The organism is Enterococcus sp. DIV1314a (assembly GCF_051713805.1).
GTDB classification, from domain to species: domain Bacteria; phylum Bacillota; class Bacilli; order Lactobacillales; family Enterococcaceae; genus Enterococcus_I; species Enterococcus_I aquimarinus.
This window is the reverse complement of record NZ_JBIOQP010000001.1, coordinates 2,386,576-2,410,638: the sequence shown is the minus strand read 5'-3', so window position 1 is coordinate 2,410,638 and position 24,063 is coordinate 2,386,576. Positions and strand designations below refer to the sequence as shown.

Here is a 24,063-nt window from a genome sequence, read left to right as displayed (position 1 = left end):
GGAGATTGAAATGAAACTTTTAGTAATTGGTAGCGGCGGTCGGGAGCACGCGTTGGCAAAAAAAATGTTAGCAGATGATAAAGTGACGACCGTATTTTGTGCGAAAGGCAATCCAGGGATGAAACAAGATGGGATTGAAATCGTCGATATTGCAGAAGATGATCATGAGTCCTTAATTCAATTTGCCAAAGACCAAGCCGTCGCTTGGACATTTGTTGGTCCGGAAATCCCATTGTTAAATGGAATCGTAGATGATTTTGAAGCAGCCGGATTAGCTATTTTTGGGCCGAACAAAGCAGCCGCTTTAATTGAAGGTTCAAAAGAATTCGCCAAGGAACTGATGACGACAATGAAGATTCCGACAGCGAGTTATGCTACTTTTTCTGACTTTGAAGCGGCCAAAGCTTATTGCATTGAACAAGGAGCGCCGATTGTCATTAAAGCAGATGGGTTAGCAGCTGGTAAAGGTGTCGTAGTTGCACAAACCGAAGAAGAAGCAATTGAGGCTTTATATGAAATGCTTGAAGAACAAAAGTTTGGTGCGAGCAGTGCCCGAGTTGTGATTGAAGAGTTTTTAGGAGGAGAAGAGTTTTCGTTGTTGGCCTTTGTTGACGGAGAAAATGTCTATCCAATGGTGATTGCGCAAGATCATAAACGTGCGTACGATGGCGATGCTGGACCAAATACTGGTGGGATGGGCGCTTATTCACCAGTCCCACAAATTCCTGATTCGATGGTGGCCCAAGCAGTTGAGGAAGTCCTTCATCCGACAGTACAAGGAATGATTCAACGAGGAACACCTTACCGAGGCATTCTATATGCCGGCTTAATTGCAACGGTTGAGGGTCCTAAGGTTATCGAATTTAACGCTCGTTTTGGCGATCCAGAAACACAAGTTGTGTTAGCGCGCTTAGAAAGTAGCTTAGTCGATATTATTACGGCGTTGTTAGTTCATGAAACACCGGAAATTAAATGGAATGAACAAGCATCAGTTGGTGTCGTTGTCGCAGCTCAAGGGTATCCAGGGGATTATGTCAAAGGAGCAGTTATACCTGACTTTTCGAATGAAGAGACGTCGGTCTTTTATGCAGGTGTTGCTGAAGAAAATCAAAAACTTGTTTCGCAAGGGGGCCGAGTGTTACTCGTTGAAGCACATGCACCATCGATTGCGCAAGCGCAAGAAAAAGTGTATCAAACGCTTGCGAATCTTGATACCGATCAGTTATTTTATCGAAGTGATATCGGCCATAAAGCACTAAAATAAACAGATATAAGAGGAAGCCTGATAAAAAGGAACTTCCTCTTTTTTATGCACAGAATCGCCACGATATTGAACATCACTTTTTTAACATGAAGAGAACGGCAATTGAATGGTAGCGTTTTTAACTTCATATGGTAAAATACGAAGTAGAGGATTTTGTTGTGGTTCAAAAAACAATCCTTTGAAGGAAACAAGAGAACGATGAACCAAAAAAATGGATGGAGATGAAAAGAATGAAACAATTAACATTTGGACAAACAGATTTAAAAGTTCCTGCAGTCATCTTAGGCTGTATGCGTTTATTAGCAGCAGATAATCCGGTGGCCGTATTAGAAACAGCCGTCGAAGAAGGAATCACTTTTTTTGATCATGCGGATATTTATGGGAATGGCGAATGTGAAAGTGTTTTTGGACAAGCTTTAAAAGAAAGTTCACTAAAGCGTGAGGACTTATTCATCCAATCAAAATGTGGTATTGTGCCGGGTGTCATGTTTGATTTTTCGAAAGAACATATTATCTCATCAGTAGAGGGAAGTTTAAAACGTCTACAAATTGAACAATTAGATGCGCTATTATTACACCGTCCAGATACATTATTTGAACCAGAAGAAGTGGCAGCTGCCTTTGATCAATTAGAAACGCAAGGGAAAGTAAAATATTTTGGTGTAAGTAATCAAAAGCCAGGACAAATCGAACTGCTGAAAAAAACAGTTCGTCAACCACTCGTGGCCAATCAATTACAATTTGGGATTAAGCATACCGAAATGATTGATCAAGGGTTTCATGTCAATATGAGTGACGCGCCAGCTGTGGATCGTGATGGTGAAATTTTAGAGTATTCACGGTTAAATGACATGACGATTCAAGCTTGGTCACCTTATCAATATGGCTTTTTTGAAGGTGTCTTCATCGGTCATGTTAAATTTCCAGAGCTAAATAAAACATTACATGAACTGGCACTTAAATATGATACGACGCCTACGGGAATTGCTTCCGCATGGATTTTACGTCATCCAGCCAATATGCAAGTCATTGTCGGTACGATGAATTTAAAACGAATTCGTGAGATTTCACAAGCATCAACGATTGTATTATCACGCAAAGATTGGTATGCCATTTATTTAGCTGCAGGAAACATTTTACCTTAAACACGAACATTCATCCGATAGATTTCAAAAGAAAGAGTAATCTTAGTTGCATTTTCTTACTAAATCGGCTAAAGTAGCTAGGGCGTTAGTAAAAGCCCAATAAATTTTTAAATGAAGAAATTTTGAGAGGATGTTTTCGATGTTTGATATGCAAGTCTTTGATTATGAGGATATTCAATTAATTCCGAATAAGTGTATTGTGAATAGTCGTTCAGAGTGTGATACTACAGTGACATTGGGGAAACACACGTTTAAAATGCCTGTTGTTCCGGCGAACATGCAAACCATTGTAGATGAGACGATTGCTGAATTTTTAGCAGAAAAAGGCTATTTCTATATTATGCACCGTTTTGATGAGGAAGGTCGAATTCCTTTTATCAAAAAAATGCGTGAAAAAGGATTAATTGCTTCCATTAGTGTTGGGGTAAAAGAGTATGAGTATGCCTTTGTTGAGCGCTTAGCATCAGAAAATGTCGTTCCTGATTATATTACTATTGATATTGCGCACGGTCATTCCGCTGCTGTCATTAATATGATTCAACATATTAAAAAAGTGATGCCTGAAACGTTTGTTATTGCAGGTAATGTTGGAACACCTGAAGCAGTCCGTGAATTAGAAAATGCGGGGGCAGATGCGACAAAAGTTGGAATTGGTCCTGGTAAAGTCTGCATCACAAAAATCAAAACTGGTTTTGGTACAGGAGGATGGCAATTAGCTGCCCTTCGTTGGTGTGCCAAAGCGGCGCGTAAACCGATTATTGCAGACGGTGGAATCCGCACACATGGCGATATTGCCAAATCTGTTCGTTTTGGAGCGTCAATGGTGATGATTGGTTCATTATTTGCCGGTCATGATGAATCACCAGGTGAAACAAAAGTAGAAGATGGCGTAGTCTTAAAAGAGTACTTCGGTTCTGCTTCTGAGTTTCAAAAAGGCGAAAAGAAAAACGTTGAAGGAAAGAAAATTTGGGTTAAACACAAAGGCTCTTTAGCAGATACGTTAGTTGAAATGCAACAAGATTTACAATCATCCATTTCATATGCAGGTGGGAAAGATTTAGAATCAATCCGCAAAGTGGATTATGTGATTGTGAAAAACTCCATCTTTAACGGAGACACGATTTAATCATCAATTGAACAGTCGATCACCACTTTTATCCTAGGGTAGAGGTGGTGTTTTTTTAGTCTGGAGAAATGTTAAAACTTTGTTATACTAAACATAGTAGAGGAATAGGAGTGATGAAATGGCATTCAAAGTATTTTCTGTATTCGGCACAAGACCGGAAGCAATCAAAATGGCGCCATTAGTAAAAGCGTTAGAAGCCGATCCGAGATTTGAATCAAAAGTCATCGTGACAGGACAGCATCGTGAAATGCTCGATCAAGTCCTGCGAATTTTTGATATCCATCCAGATTACGATATCAACATTATGTCAACAAATCAAAGTTTAACAGAGATCACAACCAAAATATTACAGGCTTTACAGCCCATCCTAAGCCAAGAAAAGCCCGATTTATTATTGGTTCACGGGGATACAACCACGACATTTGCGGCTTCTTTAGCGGCTTTCTATCAACAAGTGAAAATTGGACATGTCGAAGCGGGGTTGCGCACGTGGAATAAATATTCACCATTTCCGGAAGAAGCCAATCGCCAGATGACGGATGTGTTAGCCGACATCTATTTTGCTCCGACGGCGATTAGTCGTCAGAACTTGATAGACGAAAATCATCCAGCAGAAAAAATTTATGTTACGGGGAATACCGCAGTGGATGCGATGAAATATACGATTTCAAACACGTATGTTTCCAACGCATTTGAGATCACAAACGATAAAAATATTGTGTTAACAATGCATCGTCGGGAGAATATTGGGGAGCCGATGAGACGGGTGTTTTCAGCAATCAAACGTATTGCAAAAGAGCATCCTGATTACACCATTGTTTTTCCAATGCACAAAAATCCTCAAGTTCGTGAACTAGCACAAGCAGAATTTGCAAACTTTGCCAATATCCAATTAATTGAACCGTTAGATGTTGTTGATTTCCATAATTTAATGGCACGTAGTTATTTCATTTTAAGCGATTCTGGTGGCGTGCAAGAAGAAGCACCTTCACTGGGTGTACCGGTTTTGGTTTTACGTGACACCACTGAAAGACCAGAAGGGGTGACGGCTGGAACGTTAAAATTGATTGGAACAACGGAAGAAGTCGTCTATCGAGAAATGAAGCAATTATTGACGGATTCAGATTGTTATCAAAAAATGGCTCATGCGAAAAATCCTTATGGTGATGGTCAAGCAAGTGCCAATATCATTACGGCCATTACTGATTATTTTTCACTATAAAGAAATGAAACGTTCAACGTGAGTGGAGGATGAGAAATAAAAATCACGCAAGTTGTTCTATGGTTATTCATTGACAATGAGAAAATGGACGTCTATAGTTAGAAGTGAATAAAATAATTGTTAGGTGAGGCTCCTATAAAGAAATAAGCTGCTGCCGCGAAAGTATCGAGAGATTCTTAGTTGGTTGAACAGGGATGGTCGCGAAGGTCATCCATAATGTAGCTGGTAAGTATCGTTTACTTATCTACGCTTTATAGTGCTAAAGCTCAACGATGACTATGGTGGAATAACGAACGCATACTCATTGTTGAGTGTGCGTTTTTTTCGTCACCAGCAAGAAAGGCGGTAAATACAAATGGATCACCCAAGTCCCCAGAGTATCAAACGAGCAACTCAATCTTTAGGAGGCTCAGATAGAGAATCCTACTAAACAATAGGAGGTCTAGGACATGTTAAAAAAACCAGAGACAAAAGAACAAGAATTAAAGAAAATGGCATTCTTGACGGAACGAGAACTTTACACTGAGTTACGCTCTGCTCCGCAAGGGTTAACTCAAGAGGATGCGAAAGAACGATTAGAAGAGTACGGTCCTAATAAAGTAGATGCAGAAAAACCAAGTTCTGCTTGGCGCATTTTTTTATCGGCCTTCAAAGATGCGTTCGTTTTAGTTTTAAGCGGCTTAATGGTTGTTTCTTATTTAGCACGCGACTATGAAGCAGCGATTGTGATGGCAGTGATGATTTTTGCGAGTGTCACGATTAGCTTTATTCAAAATTACCGTTCTCAAAAAGCGAGCGAAGCCCTAAAAGAATTAATTGAAAATACGTGTGCGGTGATTCGAGATAACGAGGTCAAAGAAATACCGATGGATGAAGTCGTGCCGGGCGATATCGTCTCGCTGGCAACAGGTGATATGATTCCGGCTGATGCGGTTTTAATTTGGACGAATGATTTATTTGTCAATCAATCTTCTTTAACCGGTGAATCGATGCCAGTTGAAAAATTTGTAGATTCAGGTATCGACAAAAATGAGCGCGAAATCTCTGCGTTAGACATGCAAGATTTAGTCTTTATGGGAACTGACGTCTTAAGTGGTCAGGGAAAAGCCATTATTTTAAAAACAGGACAACATACGTTTTTTGGCGACATTGCTAAAAATGCTACGAAAAAAAGAGGGAAAACGACTTTCGATGATGGGTTAGTACGCGTCAGTAAGCTCTTATTACGAATGGTCTTAGTGTTATTTCCAGTTGTCTTTTTACTAAATGGTTTTACAAAAGGTGATTGGAGTGAAGCCTTCTTCTTTGCTATCGCCGTGGCGGTTGGTTTAACGCCTGAAATGTTACCAATGATTGTCACGAGTAACTTGGCAAAAGGGGCGTTAACGTTATCGAAAGAAAAAGTGATTGTCAAAGAACTTCCTTCGATTCAAAACCTAGGAAGTATGGATGTGCTTTGTACGGATAAGACGGGTACCATTACAGAAGATCGCGTGGTATTAGTGCAACACTTAAACCCGCTCGGTGAAGCGAATGAAGAGGTTCTAAATATTGCCTATCTTAATTCTTCTTATCAAACCGGATGGAAAAACTTAATGGATATTGCTGTCATTAATTATTTTGAAGAAAATAACTTACAACTTCCGTACCATGAACTAAAGAAAATTGATGAAATTCCGTTTGATTTTTCTCGTCGTCGTTTAACTGTTGTGATGGAAGCGGATGGGCACCAGTTGATGATTACCAAAGGTGCTGTTGAGGAAATGGAAGCTGTTTGTTCTCACGTTAACATTAATGGCGAAGTGATGGAAATTACAGAAGATTTACGTCAGCAAATGCGTAAAGTCAACCGTCGTTTAAATGAACAAGGAATGCGAGTTTTGACCGTTGCGACTCGCCAAGATGCGCATAGTGACGCGGTTTATTCCGTGGCTGATGAAAAAGAAATGACAATCATTGGCTTTATGGGCTTTTTAGATCCTGCGAAGAAAAGCGCAGCGACTGCTATCCATTCTTTACAAGGTCACGGCGTCAATGTCAAAGTATTGACCGGCGACAATGAAATTGTGGCGCAAAAAGTTTGTAGCGATGTCGGGATTGATGCGCAACGTTTCTTATTAGGAACAGATATCGATCAAATGTCGAATGAAGAATTAGCGAGTGTGACCGAAGAAGTGAATTTATTTGCGAAACTTCATCCGATGCAAAAATCACGAATTATTGCGGCAATCCAAAGTAAAGGGCATACGGTTGGTTTCATGGGTGATGGGATTAATGATGCGCCGGCGTTAAGAATGGCGGATGTCGGAATCTCAGTTGATACCGCAGCGGATATTACCAAAGATGCTAGCTCAATTATTTTATTAGAAAAAAGTTTAGATGTCCTCGATTATGGAGTGGGGGAAGGTCGCCGCGTCTTTAGTAATATTATGAAGTATATTAAAATTACCATTAGTTCAAACTTCGGGAATGTCTTCTCTATTTTAACGGCTAGTGCTTTTTTACCCTTTTTACCGATGCTCTCGATGCAACTTCTCGTTCAAAACTTAATTTACGGGATTGCCCAACTGACCATACCTTGGGACAATGTTGATGAAGAAGAATTAGAGAAACCCGTAAAATGGCAAATTGGAGGATTATTGAAATTCACTCTGTGTATCGGACCGGTGAGTAGTCTGTTTGATATTTTAACGTTTGTCGTCTTGTGGTTCGTTTTTTCTGCCAATACTGTCGCCGATCAAGCGCTCTTCCAAGCAGGATGGTTTATGATTGGATTAGTCACACAAATCTTAGTGGTTCATGTGGTGCGAACCAAAAAACTACCTTTTATCCAAAGTATTGCCTCTTGGCCAGTCATCGTCTCCAGTTTAGCGGCGATTGGTGTGGCTTTTGTAATTATCCTAACACCACTACGTCAGACGTTTGATTTTGCAAAACTACCAGATAATTACTGGATTTGGTTTGTCGGAATTGTCGTGGCCTACCTAATAACATTAGAAGGGGCCAAAAAGATTTACATTCGTCTAACAAATGAATGGTTATAAAAGAATAAAAAATCACCAAAATAGAAAATAAATGAAAAAGAAACGGTTTCTTTGAATAGTCAAAGAGAAACTGTTTCTTTTTTTAACGGTTCTGTCATATGATTTGTGCTCAAAAATGGATAGAAAAATGTATCGTTTGGAGATTCACAATTCAAAAAATCATCCAAATCGATGGTAAGATTCGAAAAACTGTTACTACTGATAAGATTACTGTATTATTTTTTGATGAAAAACGATTTGAACACAAAACAATGTGAGAGAATTCACCAATGAATCTTTTCAGAATAAGGATTTTCATCCTAAAAATAGCATTAAATTAAAACTTAATACTTGTCTTTCTGTCATAAAAGTGATAGTTTATTAATGTAATTGATAATAACAGTGGTACAGAAAAAGACTGCTGTTGCAATTTAACAATAGAAAGAACTTATTTAAGAGAGGAAAGTGTGACAAGATGGCAAAGAAAAAAACAATTGACTTCCAAACGTTACTTGACAAGGTACAGTCGGATTTCCCGATGTATCAAGCATTAGACAAAGATGGGAACGTTGTAAACGAAGCGTTAGTTCCAGATTTAACAGATGAAGAATTAGTAGAGTTAATGACTCGTATGGTATGGTCTCGCGTTCTTGATCAACGTTCAACAGCCTTAAACCGTCAAGGTCGTTTAGGATTCTTCGCGCCAACAGCTGGTCAAGAAGCAAGTCAATTAGCAAGTCATTTTGCTTTTGAAAAAGAAGATGTATTATTACCAGGTTACCGTGATGTTCCACAATTAATTCAACATGGTTTACCTTTATCGCAAGCATTCCTATGGTCACGTGGACATGCTGCAGGTAACTTCTACCCAGAAGATTTAAAAGCCCTACCCCCACAAATTATTATCGGAGCACAATACGTGCAAGCGGCAGGTGTAGCACTTGGCTTAAAAATGCGTAAAAAACCAAACGTAGCGTTCACTTACACAGGTGATGGTGGTTCTTCTCAAGGAGATTTCTATGAAGGAATTAACTTTGCTGGCGCATACAAAGCCAACGCAGTCTTCTTCATTCAAAATAACGGTTTTGCAATCTCTACTCCACGCGACAAACAAACAGCAGCTGTTACATTAGCTCAAAAAGCAGTCGCAGCTGGAATTCCTGGTATTCAAGTAGATGGAATGGATCCACTTGCAATGTATACTGTCACAAAAATGGCTCGTGATTGGTCAATCGCAGGAAATGGTCCTGTTTTAATTGAAGCAATGACTTACCGTTATGGTGCACATACGTTATCAGGAGATGATCCAACTCGTTACCGTTCAAAAGACATGGATGATGAGTGGGTAGCAAAAGATCCATTGATTCGTTTCCGTAACTACTTAGAAGCAAAAGGCTTATGGAACGAAGAAAAAGAGAACGAAGTCATTGAACAAACAAAAGAAGAAATCAAAGTAGCGATTGCTGAAGCAGACAAGCAACCAAAACAAAAAGTTTCAGATTTCTTAAAATCAATGTTTGAAGTTCAACCGCAAAGCATTAAAGAGCAAATCGAAATATTTGAAGCGAAGGAGTCGAAATAAACATGGCACAAAAAACAATGATTCAAGCAATCACAGATGCACTTGCTTGTGAGTTAGCCGCTGATGAAAACGTAGTGATGTTCGGTGAAGACGTTGGTAAAAACGGAGGAGTTTTCCGTGCAACTGAAGGCCTACAAGAAAAATTTGGTGAAGATCGCGTATTTGATACACCTTTAGCTGAATCAGGAATCGCAGGTCTTGCATTTGGTTTAGCATTAGAAGGTTACCGTCCAGTACCTGAATTACAATTCTTTGGTTTTGTCTTTGAAGCAATGGATGAAGTTGTCGCTCAAATGGCTCGTACACGTTACCGTATGGGTGGTACGCGTCAATTACCAATCACAATCCGTTCACCATTTGGCGGAGGCGTTCATACGCCAGAATTACACTCAGATAACTTGGAAGGCTTAATCGCGCAATCTCCTGGTATCCGTGTCGTGATTCCATCAAATCCATATGATGCAAAAGGATTATTAATCGCTTCTATTAGAAGTAACGATCCCGTTGTATTCTTAGAGCACATGAAATTATACCGCTCTTTCCGTGAAGAAGTTCCAGAAGAGTCTTATGAAGTGCCACTTGATAAAGCAGGAATCACACGTGAAGGTAAAGATGTTTCAATCATTACTTACGGCGCAATGGTTCGTGAATCAATCAAAGCAGCTGAAGTATTAGAAAAAGAAAACATTGATGTTGAAATCATTGATTTACGTACGGTTGCTCCTTTAGATATCGCAACAATTATTGCTTCTGTTGAAAAAACAGGTCGCGTTGTTGTTGTACAAGAAGCACAAAAACAAGCAGGTGTTGGCGCTCAAGTTGCTGCTGAAATTGCGGAACGTTCAATTCTTTCATTAGAAGCACCAATTGGTCGTGTAGCTGCTCCAGATACCGTATTCCCATTTGGACAAGCAGAAGGCGCATGGTTACCTAACGCAAAAGATATTGAAGATAAAGTAAGAGAAATCGCAAACTTCTAGTAGCGAGGACGAGAAAGGGAGATATCAAACATGGCATTTCAATTTAAATTACCAGACATTGGTGAAGGAATCGCAGAAGGCGAAATCGTAAAATGGTTTGTTAAAGTCGGCGATACAATCAATGAAGACGATACGTTATTAGAAGTACAAAATGATAAATCAGTGGAAGAAATTCCATCTCCAGTAACTGGAACAGTCACAAACATTGTTGTAGCAGAAGGCGTTGTTGCAAACGTCGGTGATGTGTTAGTTGAAATCGATGCACCTGGTCACGAAAGTGCGGAAGCAACACCAGCTCCAGCAGTTGCACAAACTCCTGCATCACCTGCAGCAATCCCAACATCAGAAAGCGTTGGCGTTTTCCAATTCAAATTACCAGACATCGGTGAAGGAATTGCAGAAGGCGAAATCGTAAAATGGTTTGTTAAAGTTGGCGATACAGTCAATGAAGACGACACACTATTAGAAGTACAAAATGATAAATCAGTGGAAGAAATTCCATCTCCAGTAACTGGAACAGTCACAAATATTGTTGTAGCAGAAGGCGTTGTTGCGAACGTCGGTGATGTGTTAGTTGAAATTGACGCACCTGGTCATAACACTGCAGCATCTGTTGCAGAACCAACAGCAGCACCTAAAGCAGAAACAGCGTCTGCTGGAAGCGCACCGGTTGTGGCTGCAGCGAATCCAAATGCAACTGTTTTAGCAATGCCATCTGTTCGTCAATTTGCACGTAAAAATGACGTGGATATTACCCAAGTGACACCAACTGGTAAAGGTGGACGTGTGACAAAAGAAGATATCCAAGCATTCTTAGCTGGCGGTTCTGCAGTCGCAGCTCCTGCAGCCCAAGAAAGTGTGGCATCTACTGCAACGACACAAGCTCCAGCAGAAGCAGCAGCTCCTAAAGAAGCACCAAAAGCATTCAGCTCAAACTTAGTTGAAATGGAAACACGTGAAAAATTAACACCAATGCGTAAAGCAATTTCTAAAGCAATGGTGAATAGCAAACACACAGCTCCACATGTAACCTTACATGATGAAGTAGAAGTTTCAAACCTATGGGATCAACGTAAGAAATTTAAAGATGTTGCCGCAGCGCAAAATACGAAATTAACATTCTTACCATATGTTGTAAAAGCATTAACGGCAACGATGAAAAAATTCCCAATTATGAATGCATCAATTGATGATGCAACACAAGAAATTGTTTACAAAAACTATTACAATATCGGAATCGCAACAGATACTGCGAACGGCTTATACGTACCAAACGTAAAAGACGCTGACCGCAAAGGTTTATTTGCCATTGCAGATGAAATCAACGGTAAAGCAGCTTTAGCGCACGAAGGTAAATTAGCAGCAGATGATATGCGTAATGGTACAGTGACAATTAGTAACATTGGTTCAGTAGGCGGAGCATTCTTCACACCAGTTATTAACTACCCAGAAGTAGCCATTTTAGGTGTTGGTACAATTGCTCAACAACCTGTTGTGAATGCAGAAGGCGAAATTGTCGTTGGTCGCGTAATGAAATTATCATTAAGTTTTGACCACCGAATTGTTGATGGTGCAACAGCACAACAAGCAATGAACAATATTAAACGTCTGTTAGCAGATCCAGAGTTACTATTAATGGAAGGATGATAAACACATGGTAGTTGGAGATTTCGCTTTAGAATTAGATACAGTTGTAATCGGTTCGGGACCTGGTGGCTATGTAGCTGCCATCCGTGCCGCTCAAATGGGCCAAAAAGTAGCGATTATTGAAAGAGAATATATCGGAGGCGTTTGTTTAAACGTTGGATGTATCCCTTCCAAAGCATTAATTGCTGCAGGTCATCATTACCAAGAGGCATTAAACTCTCAAATGTTTGGCGTAAGTGCAAAAGAAGTTGCTTTAGACTTTACTCAAACACAAGATTGGAAAGATAATGGCGTAGTAAATAAATTAACTTCTGGTATTGGTTTCTTATTAAAGAAAAACAAAGTAGAAATCATTGAAGGAGAAGCATTCTTCGTTGACGATAAAACATTACGTGTTATCACAGAAGATGCCGCTCAAACATATGAATTCAAAAATGCAATTGTGGCAACTGGTTCTCGCCCAATTGAAATTCCTGGATTTAAATTCAAAGGTCGTGTCATTGATTCGACTGGCGGATTAAACTTAAAAGAAGTTCCTAAAAAATTAGTAATCATCGGTGGCGGTGTTATCGGTGCTGAGTTAGGTGGCGCATACGCGAACTTAGGCGCAGAAGTCACGATTTTAGAAGGTTCACCACAAATTTTACCAACTTACGAAAAAGATATGGTGAAAATTGTTGAAGATGACTTCAAGAAAAAAGGCGTTAAAATCGTTACAAAAGCGATGGCAAAAGAAGCCGTTGATAATGGTTCTGACGTGACTGTTTCTTACGAAGTCGATGGAAAACAAGAAACAATTACTGCTGACTATGTCATGGTCACTGTTGGTCGTCGTCCAAACACTGACGATATGGGCTTAGAATTAGCGGGTGTGACAATTGGTGAACGTGGATTAATTCCAGTTGACAAACAAGGTCGCACAAACATTCCAAACATCTACGCAATTGGGGATATCGTTCCTGGTGCAGCACTTGCGCATAAAGCAAGTTATGAAGCGAAAATCGCTGCTGAAGCCATTTCAGGTGAAAAAGTAGAAGTTGATTACAAAGCAATGCCTGCAGTTGCTTTTACAGATCCTGAATTAGCCTCTGTTGGTTTAACAATCGCAGAAGCAAAAGAAAAAGGAATTGAAGCAAAAGCAATTAAATTCCCATTTGCTGGTAACGGCCGTGCGTTATCACTTGGTAAATCAGAAGGATTCATCCGTTTAGTAACAACTATCGAAGATCACGTTATCATTGGCGCACAAATCGCTGGTGTTGGTGCTTCAGATATGATCTCTGAACTCGCATTAGCGATCGAATCTGGCATGAATGCAGAAGATATTGCCTTAACGATTCATCCACATCCATCATTAGGAGAAATCGTAATGGATGCTGCTGAATTAGCTTTAGGATTACCAATCCACGCATAAAAGCCAATAAACCCTTTAGAAGCTGTGCTTCTAGAGGGTTTATTTTTTATTTTCATCAAAAAGAGGCAAACAAGGAATTCTTCGCCAAATGGTGTGGATGGAATCGCGCTACTCTAAGAAAAATCGCTTTGTAAGGGGTAGATGAGAGACCGCATCGAGCCTACGGATACAGTAACAGGCTTTTGTGTAACACTTAGCTAGAAAGCTTCAAACGCTAGGAATACTAAAAATGATCTATCCAGAAAAAAGTGTTGAAGGATGATACGAATATCACTCGTCAACACTAAAAGTTGTAGAACAACTATTTCTTTTTAAACGCAAAGATTGTTTTTTTCGTATCATACTGCAACTTTCCAACTAAAATAAATAAACAAATGCCACTAAATGAGATTAAATAAATAATCGCTTGTAACCAAGTGGGTTGGAAATCGCCAAATTCACTCTTAGAAAAGAGGAGTTCGGGTAAATTTAAATAGCCAAAAGGTAAATAAGCCATGAATGTTGCTGGAATGACGGCCAAAACTTGAGGCATCATCGCTGGTAGAATAAAGGCTAGGCTTAATGCAAGTGTCGCAATCGTGCTCTTAGTGAGCGAACTAATCAAATAAATAACTGTTACAAGGAACAAGGTTAACACTACTAATGAGACGCCAAGTTTGAATGTGTACTCGCCAGTAGTAATCGACTGCACTTCTTTTTGATAGTTTAAATAGAAAAAAGGGAATTTCCAAGAGCCGAAACCGTACCTAGGTGCAGTTAACAAGGTCAAGATTACTGCTATAGTGGTCCAACTTGCTAAAACCCAGAGATAGGCTGCCGTTATTTTATTAAAGGCAGTCGTTGTTGTTTTTTGTGGAAGTGTTGCTAAGAAAGCACTCGTCTTGTCGCGGTGTTCCATTGTTAAATAAAAGGCGAGGATGACAGTAATGAGTAGCAATAAAGTAATAATTGGTGTGAAGCCAAATAAGCGTGTAAAATAATAACTTGTAGGGAGCTTCGAAAAATAGGAAGCATGGATATATTCAATATCAGGATTTTTTCTGAAGAAATCAAGTTCTGCTAGTTTTAAATTTAAGTAATCAAAACCCAGACCAGATATTTTCCCCTGTTGAAGCAATTCAAGATCGATTTTAGTTGAGCGATAGTCTGCTTCTAAGGTTGCCTGGATATTGTTTTCTTCAAGAGCGTTTAATTGTTGTGTTTTTAATTGTTGTTGTTCACTAAGGGTAGCAATAAAATCAGCAGGGAAATCTTTGCGTTTCATATCCGCTACGACTTCCTTAATACCACTAACTTCGAAGCGTGTCATAGAAAGATGCGCTTCAGGATTCGTGTGAAGTGTTTTGCTGTAAGGGATAAATGAAAACAGCACAATTGCTAAAAGACAAATTGGTAAAATAAAGAGATAGTTCGAGCGGTAAATTTTTAATCCTTCAATCTTCATCTACAATACCTCCCGTGTAAAAAAGAGTTGTCGGTAAGTAGCATCAAGGTCTTTTCCGGTATTAATTGAAATATCCTCAGTAATAATTCCTTGTTTTAGAAACAAAACACGCGTACAAATTTCTGAAATGTTTGTTAAGTTGTGAGAAGACATTAGAATGCAGCAACCTTTATTTTTAGCGTGTGTAATCAGTTGATTGAATAAATAAACGTTTGTCGGATCTAGACCAGTTAACGGTTCATCCATTAGCCAAATTGGGCAGTTGCTTATCAAATACATCGTTAAGATTAGTTGTTGTTTCATCCCGAGAGAGAGCGCTTTAACTTTCTTTTTTCGAAACGATTGAATATTAAAAAATAAAATGGCTTCTTCCAAGGCTATTGGAGAATTCCAAGCTTTCTTGACCAGTAACAAGTGTTCTTCAACGGTTAAATAATCATACAAATTAGCGCTGCTTTCAATAAAGAAGAGTTGTTGCAAAATAGCCTCTCTCGTTCGAAGCGGTAAGCTGGTATCAGAAAGGATGAGTGCTCCTTGGTCTATTTTTTGCAAACCAATCATCGCATTTAGCAAGGTCGTCTTGCCGGTACCATTTGGTGCGATCAGTCCAACGACTTCTCCGGATTGTAGTTCAAAAGAACACTGGTTTAAGACTGATTGTTGCTTGAATCTAACACTGATATTCTCAACTTTTAATTCAATAATTAGAATCACCACTTTTTATTTATTTTTTTTAAAACCTTAAAATTATTTTACCACGTATTTTCTATTTTGTAAAAATATATTCATAGTTGATGTTTTTTTTTAAAACGTGATACTCTTTATTTGTTACAAAAAACAAAAAAGAAGGAGTGTTTTTAAATGAAGTTATTCAGTAAAGTTCTACTTGGTTTTTGTTTGTTAGGTACGCTAGGTACGGGATTAGCACAAACCACTGCAAAAGCAGAGGAAATCAATCCAGAAGTAACACCAAGGATTCAAAAAGCAGAGGTTGTCGATCGCTTTAAAAAGAGAAGAGACTTATCAACCGGCTTAATGAGCGGGCAATACGATCAAACGTATAAAATCATCTCGTTTCATAGTTCTTTTACAGTGAATGACCGCTACTTAAGTGAGTATGTGTCATCAGATGGAAAATATCGGATTTTTCAATATGAGAAGGTTTATTACTTAAATTAACTAAAAACAAGCGCTATGAATCCTTTTGAATAGAGGATTTATAGCGTTTTTTTCCGTTTTTATCATTCTCATAAATTCTTCGTATAGTCCAATCATTCAATCCTCATCTATTTTTGGTTTTCTTTGAAGTTATGTTAAAATAGAAGCAGTAAATATAAAAATGATCGAGGTTTTAAAAAATGAAAGATTATGAATACCCAATTGACATTCAGTGGACCACCAATCAAATGATTACCGTCATGGATTTATGGGAAGCGTTAGAACAAGCCTATGAAAAGGGCATTTCGAATCAAGTGTTTTTAGAGAAATATCAAGCATTTAAAACGGTAGTGAAAAGTATTGGAGAAGAAAGAAGACTAGGCAAAGATTTTGAACTGATTTCAGGTTACTCGCTCTATCACACTGTAAAATTCGCGAAAGAAAATAAAAAAGCCCTGCTCAAAATGAAAGGATGATTGCATGCAAATCTTAATTAATGAAGTGAAATATTGGATGACGGAAGCCGGTGAAATGTTAAAAAGTGCGTTATTAGAAAATCAGCTCGTCGTGGATACAAAATCGAGTCGAACAGATCTTGTGACGAATTTGGATAAAGCGATTCAAGATTTTATAGTGTCGAAAATTGCTACGTTTGATCCGACAGCTAAAATCCTAGCGGAGGAAAATGATCGAGATCGCTTAGAAGACGTCACTGGCCGCGTGTATATTATTGATCCCATCGATGGGACGATGAATTTTGTGCTAGAAGGCGAGAATTTTTGTATCATGGTAGCGGTGTATGAAGACGGAAAAGGAATCCTTGGATTCGTCTATGATGTTATGAAAAATGAATTTCTTTGGGGTGGACCGAGTGTCGGTGTCTTTCGTGACGAAGAACGCCTTGCTCAGCCGCTAGACTTAGGGTTAGAAGATGGTTTACTAGGTGTAAATACGAAAATGTATCGCGAGAATGTACGAGATATTCAACAGGTAACCCAACAAGCGATGGGCGTTCGCATGTCTGGTTGTGCCGGTGTTGAACTAAATCACATGGTCATGGGACGGCGCGTGGGTTATATTTCAAACCTTGCTCCTTGGGATTATGCAGCGGGTGGTGTCTTGATTGAAGCAATGGGAATGAAAATGTCTCGCATCGACGGGAAGCCACTTGATCTTCAAGATCGTCAACATTTTTTAGCAGCTACCCCAACGGCTTATCAGCAGATTTTAACAATTACCCAAGGGAATGAAGAATAATCCGCAAATAGAACGTTAGAACTTTTTTTTAGTTCGTATTTGTTGTATAATCAAGGGTTGAAGAGTACAATGCGGTGCTCTTTGATTTTTTCATTAAAGGAGAAAATATGTTTTCAAAATACAAACCAACTTGGATGTTAGAAGCGATTTATCAAATCACACCAGAACAACTTGAGAAACAAGGTGTAAAAGCAATCTTAGCAGATTTAGATAATACCTTGATTGCTTGGGACAACCCCAATGGTACAGAAGAATTACGGGCTTGGTTAGCAACGATGGCTGCAGCAAAGATTCCGGTCATCGTGGTTTCAAATAATAACCATGATCGGGTAGCAAAGGCACTAACTGCTTTAAATCTTGATTTTATTGCGCGCGCGCTCAAGCCTTTTCCAAGAGGCATCAATCAAGCGTTGACGCGTTTAAATTTACCGAAAGAAGCGGTCATTATGGTAGGCGATCAAATCATGACAGACATCAAAGCCGCTCACAGCGCTGGTGTTCGAAGTGTCCTAGTGAAACCAGTGATTGCAACAGATAGTTGGAAAACCCAATTTAATCGTTTGCTTGAAAGAAGAATTATGAAGTATTTATTAGCGAAAAATCCAGAAATGAAATGGCAAGGGGAGTTAAAATGACAGAAAAAATCCAATGTATTGGTTGTGGCGTCACCATTCAAACAAATGAGAAGACAGGACTTGGATTCACACCAGCATCGGCTTTAGAAAAAGGATTAGAGACTGGGGAAGTGTATTGCCAAAGATGTTTCCGTCTACGTCACTACAATGAAATCCAAGATGTGTCATTAACCGATGATGATTTCTTGCGATTACTAAATGAAATTGGCGATACGGAAGCGTTGATTGTTAATGTTGTCGATATTTTTGATTTTAATGGTTCGCTGATTCCAGGATTACATCGTTTTGTAGGTGATAATCCAGTCTTATTAGTCGGGAATAAAGTGGATATTTTACCAAAATCATTAAAACCAGCTAAAATGACGCAATGGATGAGAGAGCGTGCGCATGAAGTTGGCTTACGCCCGATTGATGTCTTATTAACGAGTGCGAAAAAGCCACAAGAATTAACCCAACTACTCGATGCGATTGAGGAACATCGCCACGGGCGCGATGTCTACGTTGTTGGTGTTACAAACGTTGGAAAGTCGACCTTAATTAATCAAATTATTAAGCAAACTTCTGGTATTCAAGAGTTAATAACGACTTCACGTTTTCCAGGAACAACATTGGACAAAATTGAAATTCCGCTAGACGATGGCCATTTCTTGATTGATACGCCAGGAATTATTCATCGCCATCAAATGGCACACTATTTGGGCGAAAAAGATTTAAGAATTGTCACGCCACACAAAGAAATTAAACCAAAAACGTATCAATTAAATCCAGCACAGACTTTATTCTTAGGTGGATTAGCACGTTTTGATTTTATTCAAGGTGAGCGTTGTCCGTTTGTGGCCTACTTATCAAATGATTTAGATATTCATCGGACAAAGTTAGAAAAAGCGGATGAATTTTATCAAAAACATGTCGGAGGGTTATTACAGCCACCTCGTGAAGAGGAAGTAGCTGATTTCCCTGAATTGGTTCGTTATGAATTCTCAATCAAAGAAAAAACAGATATTGTTTTTTCTGGCCTTGGGTGGATTACTGTTACAAAACCTTGCGTTGTTGCAGGGTGGGCGCCTAAAGGGGTAGCCGTATTAAAAAGAAAAGCGTTAATTTAAGGAGAAAATCATGGCATTAAGAGGAAAACAAAAAAGTTATTTGCGCAGTCAAGCGCATCATTTAAATCCAATTTTTCAAGTTGGAAAAGGCGGAGTAAATGACGCAATGATTCATCAAATCGGTGAAGCGTTGGAAAAAAGAGAATTAATTAAAGTATCATTGTTGCAAAACACGGATGAAACACCAGAAGAAGTCGCTGGAATTTTAGAACAAGCGTTAAAATGTCAAGTTGTTCAAACAATTGGTAAGATTTTGGTGGTATACAAACCATCAGCGACTGATAAATATAGAAAAATTTCACTTGAAGTTAATAAAATTTAGTGGAGTGTGATATGGCAATGGCAATCAAAAAAAAGAACCGAACATTGGCCCTTGTGGAAGAAGAAAAAAGTGAAACGACCATTCGCAAACAAGTTGGCTTGTTAGGGGGCGCTTTTAACCCTGTTCATATCACCCATTTAATTGCAGCTGATCAAGTTGGTCGTGGGTTAGGATTAGAGAAAGTGTTTTTAATGCCTTCTTATACATCGCCCCACATCGATCCTAAACCGACGATTGCCAGTGAGCACCGTTTGAAGATGTTACAACTGGCGATTGAAGATAATCCGTTGTTAGACGTTGAAACGATTGAACTTGAACGTGGCGGCAAAAGTTATACGTATGATACGCTGGTTGCGTTGAAAGAAAAAAATCCTGATACTGATTATTTCTTCATTATTGGTGGCGACATGGTCGATTACTTACCAACATGGCACCGGATTGATGAACTAGTCGATCTTGTACAATTTGTCGGGATTCAACGTCCTGGTTATCCAAAAGAAACGCCGTACCCACTTATTTGGGTCGATGTACCATTAATGGAAATTAGCTCAACGATGATTCGACAAAAAGTCGCGCAAGGATGTTCGATTCAATATTTTGTCCCTCAAAAAGTGAATCAGTATATTCAGGAAATGGGGTTGTATCGCAATGATTAAACTTAATCCGTATACCGAAGAAGCGCGTTTGCTTTTAGTGCAACAAGTTCAGATGCAAATGAGTGAAGCGCGCTTTGAACATGTGCTTGGAGTGGAACAAAGTGCGATTGCTTTAGCGAAACGGTATGGATGTTCGGTTGAAAAAGCGAGTATCGCCGCGCTCACGCATGATTACGCGAAAGAACGCAGTGCTGATGAGTTTCGTTTTATCATTGAGAACAAGGGATTTGACTTGAATTTACTTCGCTGGGGGAACGCCATTTGGCACGGCTTGGTAGGTGCCTACTTTGTCGAGCATGAACTAGGAATTACTGATCATGATATTCTAGAAGCCATTCGCTTACATACCACGGGAGCACCTCAGATGAGTCTGCTCAGTAAAATTATTTACGTGGCCGATTACATTGAACCAGGCCGAGATTTTCCTGGCGTTGAAGAAGCAAGGCGCTTAGCGGTACTCGACTTAAATCAGGCAGTTGCTTTTGAAACAAAACAAACGTTACAATATTTGATTGGAAAAAACTTTCCAATTTATCCAAAAACCATTGAGACATACAATCAATGGGTTGCGAAACATTCATAGGAGGAGATTATCATAGATAGTAAACAAATGTTAGAAATTGCAGTCAAAGCAGCCGATAGTAAACGAGCAGAGGATATTATGGCGTTAGAAGTAAAAGAAATCTCACTGTTAGCCGATTACTTTTTGATTTGTTCAGCAAACACAGACCGTCAAATTTCGGCGATTGTGGATGCCATTATTGAAGAAGAACAAAAAGCGAAGGTTCAAATTCGCCGTGTGGAAGGAAAAGACGGTGGAAAATGGATTTTAATTGATTTAGGTGATGTGATTGTTCATGTCTTCAGTACTTCTGAACGAGCATTCTACAACTTAGAAAAATTATGGTCTGATGCACCACTCGTAGCCATTTCAGATTGGATCGACGAGTAAGATGGCTTATGAAACATTTGCTTTTGTCTATGACGAAGTGATGGATACCAGTTTATATCAACGTTGGCTGGAATTTTCATTACGTCATCTTGGTCAAAAGAAACAAATTTTGGAACTCGCTTGCGGTACAGGTGCTCTAGCAGTGGAATTTGCCCGTAATGGGTTTGACGTGACGGCTTTAGATTTATCCGAGGAAATGTTAATGATTGCGAGTGAACGTGCGCGTGAAAGTGATGTCGAAATTCAATTTGTTGAAGGCGACATGCTCGATTTAGCGGACACAGGGACTTATGAAGCGGTCACGTGTTTTTCCGATTCACTGTGCTATATGAAAAATGAGATGGAAGTCCAACAAGTATTTGATGAAGTCTATCAAATTTTAGAAGACGAAGGGACATTTATCTTTGACGTTCACTCCACGTATCAAATTGACGAGGTCTTTCCTAGTTATAGTTATCATTATCAAACCGAGGAATTTGCTTTTCTATGGGAAAGCTATGCGGGTGAAGAAAAACATAGTATTGAACACTTTCTTACGTTTTTTGTGCAAGAAGAAGATGGTTCGTTTACGCGAGAAGATGAATTACATCAAGAAAAAACATATCCTTTAGAAACGTATGGCTTGATGCTCGAAAATGCAGGCTTTCAAAAAGTTGAGGTCTATGCGGACTTCATTGATAGTGAACCGAATGAAAAAAGTCGTCGATGGTTTTTTGTTTGTCATAAATAAAAATGAAACAGAGGAGAGAGTGAACGTTAACTTTTTCCTCTGTTTTTATTGAAAGATGAAGGAGGCTTAAAGATGGAAGCTTGTGGTGTTATCGTTGAATATAATCCCTTTCACAATGGCCATTTATACCACTTACAACAAGCGCGTGCACAATCGAAGGCAGAAGTTGTGGTAGCGGTAATGAGTGGCAATTTTTTACAACGGGGCGAACCTGCCGTGATTGATAAATGGAAAAGAGCAGAAGCGGCGTTAGCCAATGGCGCCGATTTAGTAGTGGAATTACCATTTGAATGGGCCGTACAATCAGCGGATTATTTCGCTAAAGGCGCGGTGGCTATTTTGCAATCTTTAAAATGCACGTCCTTGTGCTTTGGGACAGATAGTGCTGTCTCGATCGATTATCAAGCGTTAGGGCGTCGATTGGTCGATGAAAAAGAAGTGATTGACCAACTTTTTCAAGAAATGACGCAACCCAATCTTTCTTATCCGGAGAAAATGGCACAGCTAACGCGTCATTTATTTCCGACATTGCCACAAAGTGAAAATAGTCCAAACCATATTTTAGGCTTGAGTTATAGTCAAGAAAATACGAAATATCCTTCTCCGATGACCTTGATTCCAATTACAAGGAAATCAGCGCCGTATCACTCGACTAATCTGAGTGGATCAATTGCGAGTGCAACGGCTATTCGTCAAGCATTAAAAGAAGAACGCGCGATAGAAAAGGTCGTCCCTTCTGAAACGGCTGCTCAACTGTTGGACTATCAAGTTTCTTGGGATGATTTTTGGCCGTACCTACAGTATCAACTCGCGGTACAGTCGCCGGAATCGCTCCAACAAATTTATCAGATGAATGAAGGAATTGAGTATCGTTTAAAAGAAGCGGCCAAAAATGCCACTCATTTTGATGCGTTTCTTCAGCTCGTGAAAACAAGACGCTATACACAAGTGCGCATTCAACGTTTGTGTTGTTATGTCCTCCTTAACATGAAAGAGCAGGATATCCACGATGCTTGGAATCACCCATCTATTCGCGTCTTAGGTTTTACTGCAGTCGGAAAAGAATATTTAAAAAAGGTCAAAAAACAAAGTGAATTACCAATTATTGCGAAAATAGGGAAACAAGAAGCGCAACACTATTCATTAACCATTCGAAGTGATCAAGTCTATAAAATGGCAAAAACGGCCATTCTAGAACAAAATTTTGGGCGCATTCCTTTTTCCTATCAAAAATAAACAAAAAAACCTTCACATCTGGACCTTTGACAAGTATAATAATGAAGGATATTTGAGCAATTGAGTACAATTGAAAATAGCAGAAAGAGAAGTGAGACCATGGGTCGTAAATGGCAAAATATCGTAGAAAAGAAAACCGCAAAAGACGCAAATACTAGTCGAACATATGCGAAATTTGGAATTGAGATTTATGCAGCAGCAAAAACAGGAGAGCCAGATCCTCACTTGAATCAAAAATTAAAATTCGTGATTGATCGTGCCAAAACCTATAACGTTCCAAAACATATTATTGATCGAGCGATTGATAAAGCGAAAGGTTCAGGCGATGAACAATACTCTGAATTACGTTATGAAGGATTTGGTCCGAATGGCTCAATGGTCATCGTCGATACCTTAACGAACAATGTGAATCGTACAGCAGCTGACGTGCGTGCGGCGTTTGGTAAAAATGGCGGAAACATGGGCGTATCAGGTGCGGTAGCCTACATGTTTGACAATACGGCATTATTTGGCTTTGAGGGCGAAGATGCTGACGGAATTTTGGAATATTTGATGGAAAAAGAGATTGATGTGCGTGATGTGGAAGAGCAAGACGGACAAATTATTGTTTCGGGTGAACCAGAAGATTTCCACGCCATCCAAGAAGCGTTAAAAGAAAAAGGAATTGAGAAATTCACCGTCTCTGAAATGGAAATGGTTCCTCAAAACGAAGTAACATTAAGTGCAGAAGATTTAGTCATTTTCGAAAAAATGATTGATGCTCTTGAAGATTTAGAGGACGTTCAAAAGATTCACCATAATGTTAGTTACGAAGACGCGTAATGCATCAAAACGACAGAAGTTCTTTTTTAAAAGAAACTTCCGTCGTTTTTTTTCGTAGAATGAACGATAGCCCTCTCAATCAAGAGAAGGCTATCTAACGAATCAATATTCATAATTTAAAGTTGTTGGTGACTATTACTAAAGTTTAATTCTTTCTCATTTAAACGATGTACTCCCTAACCTCTAGTACATCCTTGTAACTCTTTGTTACGCCAGTTTGAATAAATTTCTTCAAAATAAATTAAAGTTATTGCATAAAAATATCTTTCGTATAGTCCTATTATACTACATATTTCCTAAAATGGTTAATTTCTTTAAGAATTTCTTAAGAGGATGCTAGGA

The 24,063-nt window shown here is 39.1% G+C and carries 23 protein-coding genes and 1 riboswitch; of the genes, 21 read left to right on the top strand and 2 right to left on the bottom strand.

Translation table 11 applies throughout. The features are described from left to right. Nucleotides 1-10: 10 nt before the first annotated feature. The 9 genes from purD (at nt 11) to lpdA (ending at nt 13,403) form a co-directional block, all read left to right on the top strand. Complete coding sequence (purD, locus tag IGI68_RS11530; protein ID WP_438732969.1) at nt 11-1,264, top strand: phosphoribosylamine--glycine ligase; 1,254 nt, start codon at nt 11-13, stop codon at nt 1,262-1,264. Nucleotides 1,265-1,494: 230 nt separating this feature from the next. Then, nucleotides 1,495-2,409, top strand: a complete 915-nt coding sequence (locus tag IGI68_RS11525; protein WP_438732967.1) for an aldo/keto reductase — start codon at nt 1,495-1,497, stop codon at nt 2,407-2,409. Between the two features lie 148 nt (nt 2,410-2,557). Further along, nucleotides 2,558-3,535 (top strand): GMP reductase, encoded by a 978-nt coding sequence (guaC, locus tag IGI68_RS11520; protein WP_084131327.1) that lies wholly within the window; start codon nt 2,558-2,560, stop codon nt 3,533-3,535. A gap of 118 nt (nt 3,536-3,653) precedes the next feature. After that, nucleotides 3,654-4,757: a non-hydrolyzing UDP-N-acetylglucosamine 2-epimerase gene (wecB, locus tag IGI68_RS11515; protein WP_438732965.1), complete on the top strand. Its 1,104-nt coding sequence runs from the start codon at nt 3,654-3,656 to the stop codon at nt 4,755-4,757. Between the two features lie 109 nt (nt 4,758-4,866). After that, nucleotides 4,867-5,041, top strand: a riboswitch (M-box (ykoK) riboswitch). 165 nt (nt 5,042-5,206) lie between these two features. Next, nucleotides 5,207-7,801: a magnesium-translocating P-type ATPase gene (gene mgtA, locus IGI68_RS11510; protein WP_438732963.1), complete on the top strand. Its 2,595-nt coding sequence runs from the start codon at nt 5,207-5,209 to the stop codon at nt 7,799-7,801. 454 nt (nt 7,802-8,255) lie between these two features. Further along, on the top strand, nt 8,256-9,362 hold the full coding sequence (gene pdhA, locus IGI68_RS11505) for a pyruvate dehydrogenase (acetyl-transferring) E1 component subunit alpha (protein ID WP_071875176.1): 1,107 nt from the start codon (nt 8,256-8,258) through the stop codon (nt 9,360-9,362). Nucleotides 9,363-9,364: 2 nt separating this feature from the next. Then, complete coding sequence (locus IGI68_RS11500; RefSeq protein WP_071875177.1) at nt 9,365-10,342, top strand: alpha-ketoacid dehydrogenase subunit beta; 978 nt, start codon at nt 9,365-9,367, stop codon at nt 10,340-10,342. Nucleotides 10,343-10,372: 30 nt separating this feature from the next. Further along, nucleotides 10,373-11,989, top strand: coding sequence for a dihydrolipoyllysine-residue acetyltransferase (locus IGI68_RS11495; RefSeq protein ID WP_438732961.1), 1,617 nt, complete (start codon nt 10,373-10,375; stop codon nt 11,987-11,989). Nucleotides 11,990-11,996: 7 nt separating this feature from the next. Further along, complete coding sequence (gene lpdA, locus IGI68_RS11490) at nt 11,997-13,403, top strand: dihydrolipoyl dehydrogenase (RefSeq protein ID WP_373748222.1); 1,407 nt, start codon at nt 11,997-11,999, stop codon at nt 13,401-13,403. Nucleotides 13,404-13,704: 301 nt separating this feature from the next. On the opposite strand, the gene IGI68_RS11485 is transcribed toward lpdA, so the two are convergent. Next, a complete protein-coding gene (locus tag IGI68_RS11485) occupies nt 13,705-14,847 on the bottom strand; it encodes a hypothetical protein (protein ID WP_373815956.1) in 1,143 nt (380 codons plus the stop codon). Continuing rightward, nucleotides 14,848-15,561 (bottom strand): ATP-binding cassette domain-containing protein, encoded by a 714-nt coding sequence (locus IGI68_RS11480; RefSeq protein WP_438732958.1) that lies wholly within the window; start codon nt 15,559-15,561, stop codon nt 14,848-14,850. It abuts the gene before it with no gap. A gap of 147 nt (nt 15,562-15,708) precedes the next feature. On the opposite strand from IGI68_RS11480, the gene IGI68_RS11475 reads away from it, so the two are divergent. The 12 genes from IGI68_RS11475 to IGI68_RS11420 all read left to right on the top strand — a co-directional run bounded on the left by IGI68_RS11475 (nt 15,709) and on the right by IGI68_RS11420 (nt 23,721). Beyond that, nucleotides 15,709-16,026 carry a hypothetical protein gene (locus IGI68_RS11475; protein ID WP_373815958.1) on the top strand — a complete coding sequence of 106 codons (318 nt, stop codon included), beginning with the start codon at nt 15,709-15,711 and terminating at the stop codon, nt 16,024-16,026. Between the two features lie 179 nt (nt 16,027-16,205). Next, nucleotides 16,206-16,481, top strand: coding sequence for a UPF0223 family protein (locus IGI68_RS11470; RefSeq protein WP_071875623.1), 276 nt, complete (start codon nt 16,206-16,208; stop codon nt 16,479-16,481). 4 nt (nt 16,482-16,485) lie between these two features. Next, nucleotides 16,486-17,262: an inositol monophosphatase family protein gene (locus IGI68_RS11465; protein ID WP_071875622.1), complete on the top strand. Its 777-nt coding sequence runs from the start codon at nt 16,486-16,488 to the stop codon at nt 17,260-17,262. 107 nt (nt 17,263-17,369) lie between these two features. Beyond that, a complete protein-coding gene (locus IGI68_RS11460; protein WP_273233491.1) occupies nt 17,370-17,897 on the top strand; it encodes a YqeG family HAD IIIA-type phosphatase in 528 nt (175 codons plus the stop codon). Beyond that, nucleotides 17,894-19,003, top strand: coding sequence for a ribosome biogenesis GTPase YqeH (yqeH, locus tag IGI68_RS11455; RefSeq protein WP_071875621.1), 1,110 nt, complete (start codon nt 17,894-17,896; stop codon nt 19,001-19,003). The genes IGI68_RS11460 and yqeH overlap by 4 nt, the downstream gene beginning before the upstream one ends. A gap of 10 nt (nt 19,004-19,013) precedes the next feature. Continuing rightward, nucleotides 19,014-19,325 (top strand): ribosome assembly RNA-binding protein YhbY, encoded by a 312-nt coding sequence (gene yhbY, locus IGI68_RS11450; protein WP_071875620.1) that lies wholly within the window; start codon nt 19,014-19,016, stop codon nt 19,323-19,325. Nucleotides 19,326-19,342: 17 nt separating this feature from the next. Continuing rightward, on the top strand, nt 19,343-19,981 hold the full coding sequence (locus IGI68_RS11445; RefSeq protein WP_071875628.1) for a nicotinate-nucleotide adenylyltransferase: 639 nt from the start codon (nt 19,343-19,345) through the stop codon (nt 19,979-19,981). Further along, on the top strand, nt 19,974-20,564 hold the full coding sequence (gene yqeK, locus IGI68_RS11440) for a bis(5'-nucleosyl)-tetraphosphatase (symmetrical) YqeK (protein WP_438732953.1): 591 nt from the start codon (nt 19,974-19,976) through the stop codon (nt 20,562-20,564). The genes IGI68_RS11445 and yqeK overlap by 8 nt, the downstream gene beginning before the upstream one ends. Nucleotides 20,565-20,591: 27 nt before the next feature. Next, on the top strand, nt 20,592-20,933 hold the full coding sequence (rsfS, locus tag IGI68_RS11435; protein ID WP_071875618.1) for a ribosome silencing factor: 342 nt from the start codon (nt 20,592-20,594) through the stop codon (nt 20,931-20,933). 1 nt (nt 20,934) lies between these two features. Then, the gene (locus IGI68_RS11430; RefSeq protein ID WP_071875617.1) at nt 20,935-21,663 is read left to right on the top strand and encodes a class I SAM-dependent DNA methyltransferase; all 729 of its coding nucleotides are present in this window, start codon (nt 20,935-20,937) and stop codon (nt 21,661-21,663) included. A 72-nt stretch (nt 21,664-21,735) separates the two neighbouring features. Next, the gene (locus tag IGI68_RS11425) at nt 21,736-22,899 is read left to right on the top strand and encodes a nucleotidyltransferase (RefSeq protein ID WP_438732950.1); all 1,164 of its coding nucleotides are present in this window, start codon (nt 21,736-21,738) and stop codon (nt 22,897-22,899) included. Nucleotides 22,900-22,998: 99 nt separating this feature from the next. Next, complete coding sequence (locus IGI68_RS11420; RefSeq protein ID WP_438732948.1) at nt 22,999-23,721, top strand: YebC/PmpR family DNA-binding transcriptional regulator; 723 nt, start codon at nt 22,999-23,001, stop codon at nt 23,719-23,721. Nucleotides 23,722-24,063: the final 342 nt, after the last annotated feature.